Here is a 14,496-nt window from a genome sequence, read left to right on the forward strand (position 1 = left end):
GATGTCTCGGCACTAGAAGTTGGCCGGGGTGTGGGCGCTGACGATGCGGCACACCTGCCCCGACGGATTGCTGAAACTGTGGGGCTCGCCCGTGTCGATCACGTAGCTGTCCCCGGCGCTGAGTGGATAAGCCTGGCCCGCCACCGTCAGGATCACCGACCCCTCCAGCACGGTGCCCACCTCCTCCCCCAGATGCGTGACCTGGCCGCCCGTGTCGGTACCGGGGGCGTAGGTCTCCAGCATGAAACCGAGCTGGCGGCGGTTGTTGCCGTTGTGCACCAGCTTCATGGAGACCCCCTGGCTGCCCAGCTCGATCAGCTGCTCGGCCTTGATCACCACGCTCGGCGTACCGCCCTCCTCTTCCGCAAAGAAGCGCGACAGCGGCAGCTCATAGACGCTGAGCAGCTTTTGCAAAGAGGCCACCGAGGGGCTCACCTTATCCTGCTCTATCATGCAGATGGCGCCATGGGTCAGCCCGCTCAGCTCGGCGACCCGCCGCTGGGAGAGCCCGAGCCGGCGGCGGGTCGCCGCCAGACGCTCGCCCATGCTTTGCGCCACGCTCTTGTCCGTCATGGGGTTGTCGGTCATGGACTGCCAGCGCGTCTCGCCCTGTGATTGCTGCATTCGGCCACCTCCCTGTGTGCCTGTCAGGTGCCAGCTGGGCACCCGGTTAAAATAGCGAGTCAACCTGACCGGCCTGTTTGTTATCCTGCACAGCACATGCCGTTCATTATTTTGCACACCCTGCACCGCAAAAACCGGTAAAATCGCTCCAACAGCTCCATTTCTAGCACGCGAGACACAGTTTACTCAAATATATTTAACACTTGAAAAACATTTCGGCTCAATTTATGGTCTTCCTGTGCTTATTATTCTATACGGTGGCGGCACAGGATGAGCCGGCCCCCTGACCCACAATCGAGGCTTGCTATCTATGTCAGCATCACAACCCGCACTCTCCCTGATCAAATCCCTTGCCTATATAGATGGCCGCTGGTGTGAAGCCGGCGGCGGACGCCGGTTCGAGGTGCACAACCCGGCCACCGGTCAGGTCATTACCCAGGTGCCCGACATGGACGAGGGTGACACCCGCCGCGCCATCGCCGCCGCCCACGCGGCCCAGCCCGGCTGGGCCGCGCTCACCGCCAAGGAGCGCAGCAACCGGCTCTACGCCTGGTTCGAGCTCATCATGGCCAACCAGGAGGAGCTGGCCCGCATCATGACCTGCGAGCAGGGCAAGCCGCTGGCCGAGGCCAAGGGGGAAGTGGCCTACGGCGCCAGCTTCATCCAGTGGTTCGCGGAAGAGGGCAAACGCGCCTACGGCCGCACCATTCCAGGCTTCTCCAGCGATCGCCGGCTGGCCACCATCAAGCAGCCGGTGGGGGTGGTCGCCGCCATCACTCCCTGGAACTTCCCCATCGCCATGATCACCCGCAAGGCGGGCCCGGCGCTGGCAGCCGGTTGCACCATCGTCATCAAGCCGGCCGCCGAGACCCCGCTCTGTGCCTTGGCGCTGGCGGCACTGGCGGAGCAGGCAGGCATCCCGGCCGGAGTCATCAACATCGTCACAAGCCATCAGGCCGCAGCGGTGGGCAACGAGCTGTGCAACAACAAGACGGTGCGCAAGCTCTCCTTCACCGGCTCCACCCGCATCGGCAAGCTGTTGATGCGCCAGTGCGCCGACACCATGAAGAAGCTGTCGCTGGAGCTGGGTGGCAACGCCCCCTTCATCGTGTTTGACGACGCCGACCTCGACGCCGCCGTTGCCGGCGCACTCGCCTCCAAATACCGCAACGCCGGCCAGACCTGTGTCTGTGCCAACCGCATCCTGGTGCAAGCCGGCATCTACGACGCCTTCGTCGAGAAGCTCACCGCCGCAGTCAAAGCCTTCAAGGTGGGCGACGGCATGAGCGAGGGCACCCAGATAGGCCCGCTCATCAACCCGGCCGCCGCCAGCAAGGTGGCCGAGCTGGTCAAACAGGCCACCGCCGCCGGCGCCGAGCTGCTGCTCGGGGGCGAAGCCCATCCCGCCGGCCCGCTCTTCTACCAGCCCACCATTCTGGGCAAGGTCGATAAAGCCAACCCCATCCTGCAGGAGGAGATCTTCGGCCCGGTGGCGCCCTTGGTGCGCTTCGAGACCGAAGCCGAGGCCATCGCCCTGGCCAACGACACCCCATATGGCCTCGCCGCCTACTTCTATGGCCGCGACATCGCCCGCGTCTGGCGGGTGGCCGAGCAGCTCGAATACGGCATGGTCGGCATCAACGAGGGGATCATCTCGACCGAATTGGCCCCCTTTGGCGGCATCAAGGAGTCGGGCTTCGGTCGTGAAGGGGCGGCCGAGGGGCTGGAGGAGTACCTCGAGACCAAATACCTCTGCTTCGGTGGCATCCGCTAGGCAGTCACATCTTGCGCCGGCGGCCGGGCCTGCAACAGGGGCCCGTCCCCCGCCGGCGCAGCCATATCAATTCACAAGGACGAAGTGAGTGCTCCCAAGGGGGCCTCGCCACATTGAGACAGGGGCCCCCGGCCCCTCAGGGAGGAAAGATGAGTCAGTCAGCATCAAACAAGGCGTGGCAAGCGCGCCGTGAAGCGGCCGTGGTCAACGGCGTCGGCACCCTGCTGCCGGTGTTTATCGAGCGGGCGCAAAATGCCGAGCTGTGGGATGTGGAGGGCAACCGCTACATCGATTTTGCTTCCGGCATCGCCGTGCTCAACACCGGCCACAACCACCCGAAAGTGGTAGCGGCGGTGCGCGCACAGCTGGAAAAATTCAGCCACACCTGCTTCCAGGTCACCCCCTATCCCGGCTATATCGAGCTGGCGGAAAAATTGAATGCCCTGGTGCCCGGCCCCACCCCGAAGCGTACCCTGTTTCTCTCCACCGGCGCCGAGGCGGTGGAGAACGCCATCAAGATCGCCCGTGCCCACACCGGTCGCAGCGGCACCATCGCCTTCAAGGGGGGCTTTCACGGCCGCACCATGATGGGGATGGCGCTCACCGGCAAGGTGGTGCCCTACAAGACCGGCTTCGGCCCCTTCCCGGGAGAGGTCTATCACCTGCCCTTCCCGAGCGACTACCTGGGGGTGAGCGAGGCCGATGCGCTGGCCGCGCTGGATCTCTGCTTCAGCTCGGATATCGAACCGACCCGGGTGGCCGCCATCATCATCGAGCCGGTGCAGGGTGAAGGGGGCTTCTACCCCGCCTCCGCCAGCTTCATGCAGCGCCTGCGCCAGCTGTGCGATCAGCACGGCATCCTGCTCATCTGCGACGAGATCCAGAGCGGTTTCTGTCGCACCGGCAAGACCTTCGCCACCGAATATGCCGGCATCGAGCCGGACATCATGACCCTGGCCAAGAGCCTGGCTGGCGGCTTCCCGCTCTCCGCCGTGGTGGGCAAGGCGGAGGTGATGAACGCCGCCAAGCCGGGTGGTCTGGGCGGTACCTATGCCGGCTCCCCCATCGCCTGCGCCGCTGCCCTGGCGGTGCTGGAGGTGATCGAAGAGGAGCAGCTCAACCAACGGGCCCAGGCTCAGGGCGAGCAGATCAAGGCCCGCCTGCAGCAGCTGGCGGAGCGCTTTGACTGTATCGGCGACATCCGCGGCCCCGGCGCCATGGTAGCCATGGAGCTGGTCAAGCAGCGCGATGCGGCCAGACCAGATGCCGACCTCACCAAGCGACTGGTGGCCGAGGCGGGCAAGCGCGGGCTGGTGCTGCTGGCCTGCGGCGTGCGCGCCAACGTCATCCGCTTCCTGGCGCCGCTGACGGCCTCGCCGGCCCTCATCGACGAGGGGCTGGATCTGCTCGAACAGGCCCTGCTGGCAGCCCAGGACTGATCAGAACCGCAACATCCGCTCATCAGTGCAAAAAAATGCGTTTTTGCCCCCTTGATATGCTTGTCAAGGGGGCAACACGAATGCACAATGCGCCGCCGCAACAAAGGACCGACCACTTGCTGAGTCAGGTTCTTTTTTTACGGCAAACAAATCCACAACGAGGCCGGAACCGACCGGAAATGATAGCGAGATGGGTTGCCATCTCACGACACCCGCTTCTCTAGTGAGGAACACCATGGGGTATTTCACTGCTTTCCTGCCGGCACACGCCGGTCTGCGCCGCCTCTCTGGCGCCCCCTATGCCCAGGTTGATACCGTCAGCCTGATCCCTTCGGCCCGGATTGAGGGGAAAGCACAATGAATGCCCAACCCGTCGGCCTGAAAAAAAGCCTCAAACTGTGGCACGTGGTCATCATGGGGCTGGCTTACCTGACCCCCATGGCCGTGTTTGACACCTTCGGCATCGTCACCGAGATCACCGAAGGCCATGTGCCCACCGCCTACCTGTTCGCCCTCATCGGCATGCTGTTCACCGCCATGAGCTACGGCCACCTGGTACGCAAGTTTCCCTCGGCAGGCTCCGCCTATACCTATGCCCAGAAGGTGTTTCACCCTTACGTGGGTTTCATGGTGGGCTGGGTCTCCCTGCTCGACTACATGTTCATGCCGATGATCAACATGTTGCTGGCCAAGATCTACATGGAGGCCCTGTTCCCGAGCGTGGAACCCTGGACCTACATTCTCGGTCTGGCCACCGTCATGACCCTGCTCAACCTGCGCGGCATCAAGCTGGTGGCCAACTTCAACAGCCTGATCGTCATCATGCAGTTCAGCATCATCGCCGTCTTCATCGGCCTCATCGCCTGGGGTGTCTACCATGGAGAAGGGCTCGGCACGGTGGCGAGCAGCCGTCCCTTCTTCTCCGAGCACATGAATATGGCCCCCCTGCTCACCGGCGCCTCCATTCTCTGCCTGTCGTTCCTCGGCTTTGACGCCATCACCACATTGAGCGAAGAGACCCCGGACGCCTCCCGGGTGATCCCCCGCGCCATCGTGCTGACGGCGCTGATCGGCGGCGTGCTGTTCATCTCCGTCTCCTACTTCCTGCAGCTGTTCTTCCCGGACATCTCCCGCTTCCAGCAACCGGATGCGGTGCTGCCGGAGATCGCCCTCTATGTGGGCGGCAAGCTGTTCCAGGCGGTGGTGCTGGTCTGCACCACGGTGGCGGTGCTGGCCTCCGGACTCGCCTCCCACGCCGGCGTGTCACGCCTGCTTTACGTGATGGGGCGGGATCGCGCCCTGCCGAGCCGCTTCTTCGCCTACGTTCACCCGACCTGGCAGACCCCGGCCCTGAACGTGCTGCTGGTGGGGGTACTGGCCCTCTCGGCGGTGTCATTCGACCTGGAGATGGCGCTGGCGCTGATCAACTTCGGTGCCCTGGTGGCCTTCACCTTCGTCAACCTGGCGGTGATCGCCCACTTCTACGTCAAGCTCGGTCACAACAAGACGCTGCGGGACCATCTGATGTTCCTGCTGCTGCCCCTGTGCGGAGCCGCCTGCATCGGCGTGCTCTGGCTCAACCTGGAGCCAGCCTCCTTCGAGCTGGGGCTGATTTGGGCCGCTCTCGGCGCCCTCTATCTGCTGCTGCGCCTCACCGTGTTCCGGGTCCAGCTGCGCCGTCCTGAAACCGACGCTTCCTGAGCCTTCTTTGCTTTCACCGCGCCCGCCCTCTGCGGGCGCTTTTTTTTACCCCTGTCAGCCCTGCGCAACAGCCATTTTCGCGCTGGGCCTGCGTCGCTGCAGCCCCCGTCAACACTGGCTGCCAGCCCGGTGGCGCAGCCCAACCTGACCCAGGTCAACAAAATCCCCCGACCGGGGCTTTTTTGCTTGTTTCCTCCCCCCCCTGAGGGCACAATACGCCGCCCCTGAGAGCCGATGTTTTTTGCAGCATCGGTTCTTCGTTTTTTAGGGGAAAACCACATTCACCAAGAGGCCGGACTTTGTACCGGAATTGATATCGAGATTGCCAGGCAATCTCCCGACGTTGTGAGGAAAAACATGGGGCATTTCACTGCTTTCCTGCCGGTGCCCGCCGGCGTACGCCACCCGTCTGTGCTGCAGACCGGCGTCCCCTGTGTCCAGCGACGCGCTGCGTCCCTGATCCCGTCCCCCTTCGCCGACCTGGCGATCGCAGAGGAGAAAGCGTGATGGCCGGTGCCAAGCTGCTCAAGACGCTCACCCTCTTTCAGGTAGTGGTGATGGGTCTGGCTTACCTCACACCCATGGCGGTATTCGATACCTTTGCCATCGTCGGTGACATTACCGAAGGCCGCGTCGCCACCGCCTATCTGCTGGCGCTCGGCGGCATCCTGCTGACCGCCTTCAGCTACGGCCATCTGGTGCGCCGCTTCCCCTCCGCGGGCTCGGCTTATACCTATGCCCAGAAGGTGTTCAACCCCTACATCGGCTTCATGGTCGGCTGGTCCTCCCTGCTCGACTACATGTTCATGCCGATGATCAACATCCTGCTGGCCAAGATCTACCTGACCGCCATGTTCCCCGGCGTCGAGCCCTGGATCTTCATCTTCGGTCTGGTGACCGTGATGACCTTCCTCAACCTGCGCGGCATCAATCTGGTGGCCAACTTCAACGGCGTCATCGTCTTCATCCAGCTCGCCATCATCACCGTCTTCCTCGGCCTGATGGGCTGGGGCATCTATCACGGTGAAGGGGCGGCCACCCTGCTGAGCAGCCGGCCGTTCCACTTCGAGTCGGCCGGCATGGTGCCGCTGTTTACCGGCGCGACCATCCTCTGCTTCTCGTTCCTGGGCTTTGACGGCTTGAGCTCGCTCTCCGAAGAGACCCCCAACGCCGGCAAGGTGATCCCGCGCGCCATCGTGCTGACTGCGCTCATCGGCGGCATCATCTTCGTGGCCGTCTCCTACTTCCTGCAGCTCTACTTCCCGGATCTGGCCCGCTTCAAGGAGCCGGACGCCGTGCTGCCGGAGATCGCCCTCTACGTCGGCGGCACCCTGTTCCAGAGCGTGGTGCTGGTGTGCACCACGGTAGCCGTACTGGCCTCCGGCATGGCTGCCCACGCCGGCGTGTCGCGCATCCTCTACGTGATGGGGCGCGATCGCATGATCCCGGAGCGAGTATTCGGCTACATCCACCCGAAATTCCGCACCCCGGCCATCAACGTGCTGATGGTGGGCGCCCTGGCGCTCTCCGCGGTATCGTTCGATCTGGACATGGCGCTGGCGCTGGTGAACTTCGGTGCCCTGGTGGCTTTCACCTTCGTCAACCTGTCGGTCATCGGCCAGTTCTGGGTACGCGAGAAGCGCAACAAGAGCCTCAAGGAACACCTGCTGTTCCTGGTGCTGCCACTGCTGGGCGCCGCCACCATAGGCGCGCTCTGGATCAACCTGGAGCAGAGCTCGCTGGAGCTGGGCCTGATCTGGGCCGGCCTTGGCGTCACCTACCTGTTCCTGCGCCTCGCGGTGTTCCGCATCCCCTTCCGTCAGTACGAAGAGGCGGCCGACTCCCAGTAAGGGCGACGAGCAGACGCACAAATGCAGAAGGGGAGCCATGGCTCCCCTTCTTGCTGTGCACGCCGCGCTCGCGGCCCCGCCCAAAGCAGGCTGGCAGATCAGCCCTGATTGATCACCGCGGTGGCGGCCGCCTTGAGCGGATCCTTGGCCACCGCCTTCACATCCTGCTGGGTCTGCTTGAGCTGCTGACCGGCCTGATTGACCTTCTGCTGGGTCCCCTGCAGCTGGCTCTTGCCCTCTTTGAGGCCGGCAGTTTTCTGGTCCAGCGCATCCGTGGTGTGCTTCTTCACCTCGGCCTTGGCCTTCTCTTTCTGCTGGCGCACCAGCTTGTCGGTATCGCAGTTGCCCTTGACCCCCAGGGTCGCGTTGAGCGCCTCGTTCTTCACCGCCTTGTCGAGGTTGCACTCGGATTTGAACACGCTCGCCTGCGCACCGGCAGACAGCAGACCCAGGGACAGACACAGCACCCATGCACGCATAACAACATCACTCTCGTTGAGGGAAGGAAAGGGGGCAGCATAGCCCCCTGACTCCCGGCTGCAAGCCGCGCGGGGGATCTGCGGCCAAAGCGGCCGGGATCCCGGCCAGCTCCGACACCTCCTGTCCAATGGGCCCCGCCGTCCATGTCATCAAAGCATCATAAAAGTGTCACTTTGTCATATTTCTGTCATGGAGCCTTGGTCTAATGCGCCCGTCCATTTTCACGCAGACTGTCCCAAGAGGCTTCATGCACAGCACCCCATCTTTCGCACAACAGCAGACCCGTCGTACCGGCCCACTGTTCAACTGGCTCGCTGTCATCACTCTGATCTACCTGATCCTGGTTGCCGTCGGCGCCGTCTCCCACGGCTTCAAGGGCTTCTCCGGCGGCGCCGAGGGCGCGGCCCAGATCTTCGCCTTCGCCAGCAACCCCTTCGTCGCCCTGCTGCTCGGCATCCTGGCCACCGCGCTGGTGCAATCCTCCAGCACGGTGACCTCGGTCATCGTCGGCCTGGTGGCCGGCGGCCTGCCCATCGGCATGGCCATCCCCATGGTGATGGGCGCCAACCTCGGCACCACCATCACCAACACCATCGTCTCCCTCGGCCATATCCGGGATCGGGGTGAGTTTCGCCGCGCCTTTGCCGCCGCCACCGTGCACGACTTCTTCAACCTGCTGGCGGTGTTCATCTTCCTGCCGCTGGAACTGATGTTCGGCCTGCTGCAAAAGAGCGCCGAGGCGCTGGCCGACCTGCTGGCGGGCTCCGCCGACATGTCGATGCAGGGGATGGACTTCATGAAGCCGCTGCTCTCCCCGGCACTCACCTTCATCGACGGCCTGGTGGCCTTCCTGCCGGGCAAAGGGCCTGCCATCGCCACCATCTGTATCGGCATCCTGCTGATCCTCGGCTGCGTCACCTGGCTCGGCAAGGTGCTGCAGCGAGTGCTGGTGGGCCGTGCCAGGGATCTGCTGCACCGGGCGCTGGGCCGCGGCCCGTTGACCGGCATCGCCTCCGGCACCCTGGTCACCGTGATGGTGCAGTCCTCTTCCACCACCACCAGCCTGATGATCCCGCTGGCCGGCGGCGGCGTGTTCAGCACCCGTCAGCTCTACCCCTTCACCCTGGGCGCCAACATCGGCACCACCATCACCGCCCTGCTGGCCGCCACAGCCATCAGCGGCGCCGGGGCCAAGCTGGCGCTGACCATCGCCCTGGTGCACGTGCTGTTCAACCTGTTCGCCGTGGTGCTCATCTATGGGGTGCCCTTCCTGCGCGAGCTGCCGGTCAAGGCGGCCGAGGGGCTGGCCCGGGTCGGCAGCGAGAACAAGCTGCTGGCGCTCGGTTACGTGGCGGGCCTCTTCTTCGCTCTGCCCGCCCTGATGATGGTGGCCGCCAAGTAACGACAGGGGCCGGGGGATGCGCTGCGTCCCTCGGCACCGGCTCTGGCTCAGGCTTTGCCCGTCCAGTCACATCTTGCCGCCCGCCGGCTCGCCCTCGCCCCCCGGCTGGGATAAGATGCCGCTCTCACTGCCCTCTCGGCATTTCACGACATAGGGATACCCGATGAAATTCGTTTTGATCGCGCTGCTGGTTGCCGGCGTCGCCTACTACTTCTACTCGAGCAGCAACAACAAGAAGCAGGCCGTGGAAAACGTGCGCAAGGGCGCCGAGTTCCTCGCCGCCAACAAGGAAAAACCCCTGGTGACCACCACCGCCTCCGGCCTGCAGTATGAAGTGCTGACCCCGGGCACCGGCACAATTCACCCCACCGCCACCAGCAAGGTGAAGGTGCACTACGAGGGCAAGCTGCTGGACGGCACCGTCTTCGACAGCTCGGTCGCCCGCGGCGAGCCCATCGAGTTCGGCCTCAACCAGGTGATCGCCGGCTGGACCGAAGGGGTGCAGCTGATGGTGGAAGGGGAGAAGACCCGCTTCTACATCCCCGCCAACCTGGCCTACGGCGATCGCGCCGCCGGCAAAATCCCGCCGGGATCTGTATTGATCTTCGATGTGGAACTGCTGGGTATTCAGTAAGCCGGCCAGATCCCACCCAGCGCCCGTGCTGATCTTCGACGTGGAACTGCTGGGGATTCAGTAAACCGGTCAGATCCCACCCAGCGCCCGTGCTGACCTGCGAGGTGGCGCTGTTAGGGATTAAGTCCGCATCAAGATGAACTGATGGCTGTGGGGCAAGACGCTCTCAGCCTTTCCCTGGGTCGGCCACTGCGCCGGCCTTGTCATGAGTAAAACCGCCCTCCCCCCATCACTATCAACCAATAGTGAACAGTGCTTATTCATCAAGCTGGATTGTTAACTTCATTGTCGGGGCAGATAATGACCATATCGTCAGTGGCATGTCGCCCTGGCCCACAGTTTTCTGGTGCGCCGCGCACCGGCACAACGCATATGGAGTCTGTCATGTCTATCGCCCCCGTCTGGTTCATCTCCCATGGCGCCCCGGATCTGGTTCTGCGCGACCAGCCGGCGACCCATTTCCTCAAAAATCTGCGCCTTGGCGACCTCAAGGGGTTGGTGGTCATCTCGGCCCACTGGTTTACCCGCAGCGAACTGCAGATCAACGTCGAGCCCAACCCGGCCTTGATGTACGATTTCTACGGCTTCCCCGAGCCGCTCTACCACATCCGCTGGCCGGCCAGCAGCCCGCTCTGGCTGCAGGAGGCGGTGAGCGATCAGCTGCTGCTGGCGGGCCTGCCCGCCGAGCCGGTGCGCCGCGAGCTGGATCACGGAGTCTGGTCACCGCTCTCGCTGATGGATCCCGCCAGCAGCGTTCCGCTGGTGCAGCTCTCCATCCCGGCCAGCTTCACCCCGCGCCAGCTGTGGCAACTGGGGGAAGCGTTGCAGCAACTGCGCGCCCAGGGGATCGGCATCCTGGCCTCCGGCGCCATTACCCACAACCTGCGGGCACTGGGACCGGAGAACTCGCCAGTGCCGGGCTGGGCCCGCAGCTTCGTCAACTGGCTGGAGCTGACCATGAGCGAGGGCGACCGGGTGGCGCTGGAAGATTACCGCGCACGGGCACCGGGGGCGGTGGAGTCCCATCCCCACGATGATCACCTGCGCCCGCTGTTCGTGGCGCTCGGCGCAGCCGGTCAGGACAAGCCGGTCAAGCTGCACGACAGCTGGGATGGCGGCAGCCTCTACATGGGCTCCTACCGCTTCGGTTGAGCCCTGGCAGCGCCAGGCAACGCAAGATGGCGGGTCACTTCCCGCCATTTTTTATGGCGCCCACACTGACAAACTGCTGAATAGAGGTTCATTGTCCGCCGCTCTTCGGTAGAATCGCCGCTTTCGATCACCATCTGACCAGCGGGAGGGGCACAAGCCGGCAATGAACCTTATTCGACCCCTGCTGCTGCTCTGCCTGCTGTTTCCCCTCTGCGCCCAGGCGCTCACCCTGCACAGCCGTCACTACCTGCAGAGCAGCCCGGCCCCCACACAGGCGGCCGAACAGCAGTGGCTAGCCCGGCACCCGTTGCTGCGCGTCGGTGTCCTGCGCCACGACTACCGCCCGTTCGCCATGACCGGGCCGGACGAGCACTTCGAGGGGATCTCCGCCGATTATCTCGACATCGTCGCCAAGACCCTGCAAAAGCCGGTCGAGCTGCGGGTGTTCGACGACAAGCGCAGCGCACTGGCGGCGCTGCGGGCCGGGGAGCTTGACCTCGTCAATCTCGGCAACCTCAGCCTGAGCGGCCCCGACCAGGCGGGCATCGCCCTCAGCCAGCGCTATTTCAGCAGTGCCCCCGTCTTCTCGGCGCTCGCCGCCGAACAGGGCCCGCTGCTGCTGCCGGGCCAGCGGGTCGCCACCGTGCAGGGGTATGTGGACGAGGCCGCCTTCAAGCGCTACTACCCGGATCTGGTGCTGGTCAACTACCCCTCCAACGTGGCGGCCTTCGATGCGGTCTTCTTCGGCCGCGAGCCGCTGCTGCTAAGCGATCCCCACTCCCTGCACTACCTCAACAGCGAGCGCTTCGACAAGATCCGGCAGCGCAGCCAGGCGCAGCCCGCCATCGCGGCAGACGGCTTTCGCTTCGCGGTCTCGGCCGACAGCCCCCGGCTGCTGGCACTGCTCAATCACGCCCTGGCGGGGGTGAGCGACATTACCCACAGCCTCATCTTCAGCCAGTGGAACGGCCCCATCCGCGACATCGTCGAGCGCCCCGGCGAGCTCTACAGCGCAGAGGAGCGCGCCTGGCTGGCGACAGCAGGCCCGGTCAGGGTGTGGTTGATGGACGATCTCTACCCCTACGGGGTGCGCGACTACGACAACCAGCTCACCGGCATGTCGGTGGAGATGCTGGAGAAGATCAGCCGGCGCTCCGGCCTGCGCTTCGAGTTCGTCAGTTATGGCTCGGAGCTCGCGCGCAACGAGGCCCTGCTCAGGGGCGAGCTGGATCTCATCGGCGCCATCTCCCGCCCGGTGGCCGAGAGCTACCGGCTGCGCCCCTCCCTGCCCTATGCCACCGACGACATCTATGTGCTGGTGGCCCGCAAGGGGGATGCCTTGAGCGGCGATCTGGCACAGCTCGCCGGCAAACGGGTGGGCAGCACCCACTACAACCCCATTGCCAGGCGGCTCGACAACAGCCGGGTGAGCTATCTGGAGAGCGCCGACGAAGCGATGGCGGCGGTCGACGACGGCCGGCTCGACGCCGCCATCGTGCCGCTCTATTTTGCCCAGCATGCGGTGGAGTGTGGCCGGCTCAGCCAGATCCGCATCGCCGGCCCCGCCGACAACCAGCCCATCCGGATGGGCTTTGCCAGCCTGCCGGGCAACCGGATGCTGATGGATGTCATCGACAAGACCATCCTCTCCATCGCTCCCAACGAGCTGGCCACCATGAGCTACCAGTGGCGCAACCGCAAACTGCCGGCCCCCACCTTCATGGAGCGCAACGCCCCCTACTTCTACCTGCTGCTGGCCGGCCTGTTCGCCGTCGCCCTGCTGCTGCTCTATCGCAACCGCATGCTCAACCGGCTGGCCCGCTCGGAGCAGGCCTCCCGCCGCCAGCTGGAGGAGCACGTGCGCTTCATCGAGGCGCTCGGCGAGAGCCTGCCCCACCCCATCGTGGTGCGTGACAAGGGCGGCAAGGTGATCCTCTGCAACAGCAAGTACCTGGCCATCCTCAACGCCCCCATCGAGCGGGTGCTCGGCACCTCGTTTGCCGAGGGGCTCAAGGGGCTGCTTGGCGCCGAGGCCATCACCACCCTGGAGCAGGATTTTCAGCAGGTGCTGCAAAGCGGCAGCCCCATCTTGTCGGATCGCATCTTCAGCCAGCGCGGCCCGCGCCAGTTCGTCTACCACTGGATGGTGCCCTACTTTGACTACCGCGGCGCCATCAGCGGGGTGATCAACGGCTGGATCGACATCACCGAGCGCAAGACCATGGAGGAGGCGCTGCGCCGCGCCAAGGAGCAGGCCGACCGCGCCAGCCGCGCCAAGAGCGACTTTCTGGCCACCATGAGCCACGAGATCCGCACCCCCATGAACGCCATCCTCGGCATGCTGGAGCTGGCGAGCCAGGATCCAGCCCTCGCCCCCTACACCGGCGAGCAGCTGCGCATCGCCTCCGAATCCGCCAACGGCCTGCTGGATCTCATCGGCGACGTGCTGGACATCTCCAGCATCGAGTCGGGCCAGCTGACCCTGGCCCCCGAGCCGTGCGAGCTGGCGCCGTTGTTGCAATCGGTGGCCCGCGCCTTTGCGGGCATGGCCGAACAGAAGGGGCTCAACTACCGGGTCGAGCTGGATCCCCTGCCGCGGGTGCTGATCGACGGGCCGCGCCTGCGCCAGATCGTCTTCAACCTGCTCGGCAACGCCATCAAGTTCACCGAGCGGGGGGAAGTGAGCCTGCAGGCCAGCCTCGCGGGGAGCGCGGAGCAACCCCAGTTGCACCTGCTTATTCGCGACAGCGGGGTGGGCATCGCCCCCGACAAGCTGCCCGGACTGTTCAACCCCTTCTACCGCGCCCACGACCCCTACCAGTTCGCCGGCACGGGTCTTGGCCTCAACATCGCCCGCATGCTGTGCCAGCTGATGGGGGGCAAGATAGCGGTCAGCAGCGAGCTTGGCGCCGGTACCGAGCTCAGGATCCGGCTGCCGCTCACCCCGCTGGCGCCAGCGCCAGAACCAGAGTGCGAACCCTTGCCTGCGCCGCTCGACACCGCGTCGGCCATGGTGCCCTCCCCCAAGCGGCCCTCACCCCCTGCCGCCGCCGGCCGACTGCGGGTGCTGGTGGTGGACGACAACCACGCCAACCAGGTGCTGCTGCGCCAGCAGCTCAAGCACCTGGGCCACGAGGTGAGCGTGCGCGGCAACGGCGCCGAGGCGCTGCGAGCCCTCCAGAATCAGGACTTCGAGCTCATCATCACCGACTGCCAGATGCCGCTGATGGATGGCTTCGAGCTGACCCGCCGCCTGCGCGCCCGCGGCCACACGCTGCCAATCTGGGGCTTTACCGCCCACGCCACCGCGCGTGAGCGGGAGCGCTGTCTGGCCGCCGGTATGGACGAGTGCCTCTACAAGCCCATCGGTCTGGCCCGGCTGCGCACTGCCCTGGCCAGCCTGGAGCAGAGCGGCGCCAGCGCCCTGAGTCCGGTCTGAT

At 64.8% G+C, this 14,496-nt stretch carries 12 protein-coding genes; 10 read left to right on the forward strand and 2 right to left on the reverse strand.

Going from position 1 to position 14,496, the window contains the following annotated elements:
* Positions 1-12 precede the first annotated feature (12 nt).
* Positions 13-624, reverse strand: coding sequence for an HTH-type transcriptional regulator PuuR (puuR, locus tag OKB87_RS12330; protein WP_187267673.1), 612 nt, complete (start codon positions 622-624; stop codon positions 13-15).
* A 310-nt stretch (positions 625-934) separates the two neighbouring features.
* Between puuR and OKB87_RS12335 the strand changes: the two genes are divergently transcribed.
* From OKB87_RS12335 to OKB87_RS12360, 6 genes are all read left to right on the forward strand, one after another.
* Entirely contained in the window at positions 935-2,398 is a 1,464-nt protein-coding gene (locus tag OKB87_RS12335) for an NAD-dependent succinate-semialdehyde dehydrogenase (protein WP_270827607.1), read from the forward strand.
* 149 nt (positions 2,399-2,547) lie between these two features.
* On the forward strand, positions 2,548-3,837 hold the full coding sequence (gabT, locus tag OKB87_RS12340) for a 4-aminobutyrate--2-oxoglutarate transaminase (protein WP_270827608.1): 1,290 nt from the start codon (positions 2,548-2,550) through the stop codon (positions 3,835-3,837).
* 235 nt (positions 3,838-4,072) lie between these two features.
* A complete protein-coding gene (locus OKB87_RS12345) occupies positions 4,073-4,198 on the forward strand; it encodes a hypothetical protein (protein WP_257622350.1) in 126 nt (41 codons plus the stop codon).
* Positions 4,195-5,538 (forward strand): APC family permease, encoded by a 1,344-nt coding sequence (locus OKB87_RS12350; RefSeq protein WP_187267676.1) that lies wholly within the window; start codon positions 4,195-4,197, stop codon positions 5,536-5,538. Before OKB87_RS12345 ends, OKB87_RS12350 begins: the two co-directional genes overlap by 4 nt.
* A gap of 357 nt (positions 5,539-5,895) precedes the next feature.
* Positions 5,896-6,045 carry a hypothetical protein gene (locus OKB87_RS12355; RefSeq protein WP_162901840.1) on the forward strand — a complete coding sequence of 50 codons (150 nt, stop codon included), beginning with the start codon at positions 5,896-5,898 and terminating at the stop codon, positions 6,043-6,045.
* Positions 6,045-7,388 (forward strand): APC family permease, encoded by a 1,344-nt coding sequence (locus OKB87_RS12360; protein ID WP_041218484.1) that lies wholly within the window; start codon positions 6,045-6,047, stop codon positions 7,386-7,388. Before OKB87_RS12355 ends, OKB87_RS12360 begins: the two co-directional genes overlap by 1 nt.
* Positions 7,389-7,486: 98 nt before the next feature.
* On the opposite strand, the gene OKB87_RS12365 is transcribed toward OKB87_RS12360, so the two are convergent.
* Positions 7,487-7,867, reverse strand: coding sequence for a hypothetical protein (locus OKB87_RS12365; protein ID WP_026080453.1), 381 nt, complete (start codon positions 7,865-7,867; stop codon positions 7,487-7,489).
* Between the two features lie 248 nt (positions 7,868-8,115).
* Here OKB87_RS12365 and OKB87_RS12370 point away from each other — a divergent pair, with 248 nt between their 5' ends.
* From OKB87_RS12370 to OKB87_RS12385, 4 genes are all read left to right on the forward strand, one after another.
* Positions 8,116-9,270, forward strand: a complete 1,155-nt coding sequence (locus tag OKB87_RS12370; RefSeq protein WP_024945097.1) for a sodium:phosphate symporter — start codon at positions 8,116-8,118, stop codon at positions 9,268-9,270.
* A gap of 163 nt (positions 9,271-9,433) precedes the next feature.
* Positions 9,434-9,904, forward strand: a complete 471-nt coding sequence (locus tag OKB87_RS12375; protein WP_076360166.1) for an FKBP-type peptidyl-prolyl cis-trans isomerase — start codon at positions 9,434-9,436, stop codon at positions 9,902-9,904.
* A gap of 384 nt (positions 9,905-10,288) precedes the next feature.
* Positions 10,289-11,056 carry a DODA-type extradiol aromatic ring-opening family dioxygenase gene (locus OKB87_RS12380; protein WP_043159659.1) on the forward strand — a complete coding sequence of 256 codons (768 nt, stop codon included), beginning with the start codon at positions 10,289-10,291 and terminating at the stop codon, positions 11,054-11,056.
* 163 nt (positions 11,057-11,219) lie between these two features.
* Positions 11,220-14,495, forward strand: a complete 3,276-nt coding sequence (locus OKB87_RS12385; protein ID WP_270827609.1) for a response regulator — start codon at positions 11,220-11,222, stop codon at positions 14,493-14,495.
* Position 14,496: the final 1 nt, after the last annotated feature.

Origin of the sequence: Aeromonas sp. Y318-1, assembly GCF_027706125.1 — a bacterium.
GTDB classification, from domain to species: Bacteria; Pseudomonadota; Gammaproteobacteria; order Enterobacterales; family Aeromonadaceae; genus Aeromonas; species Aeromonas hydrophila.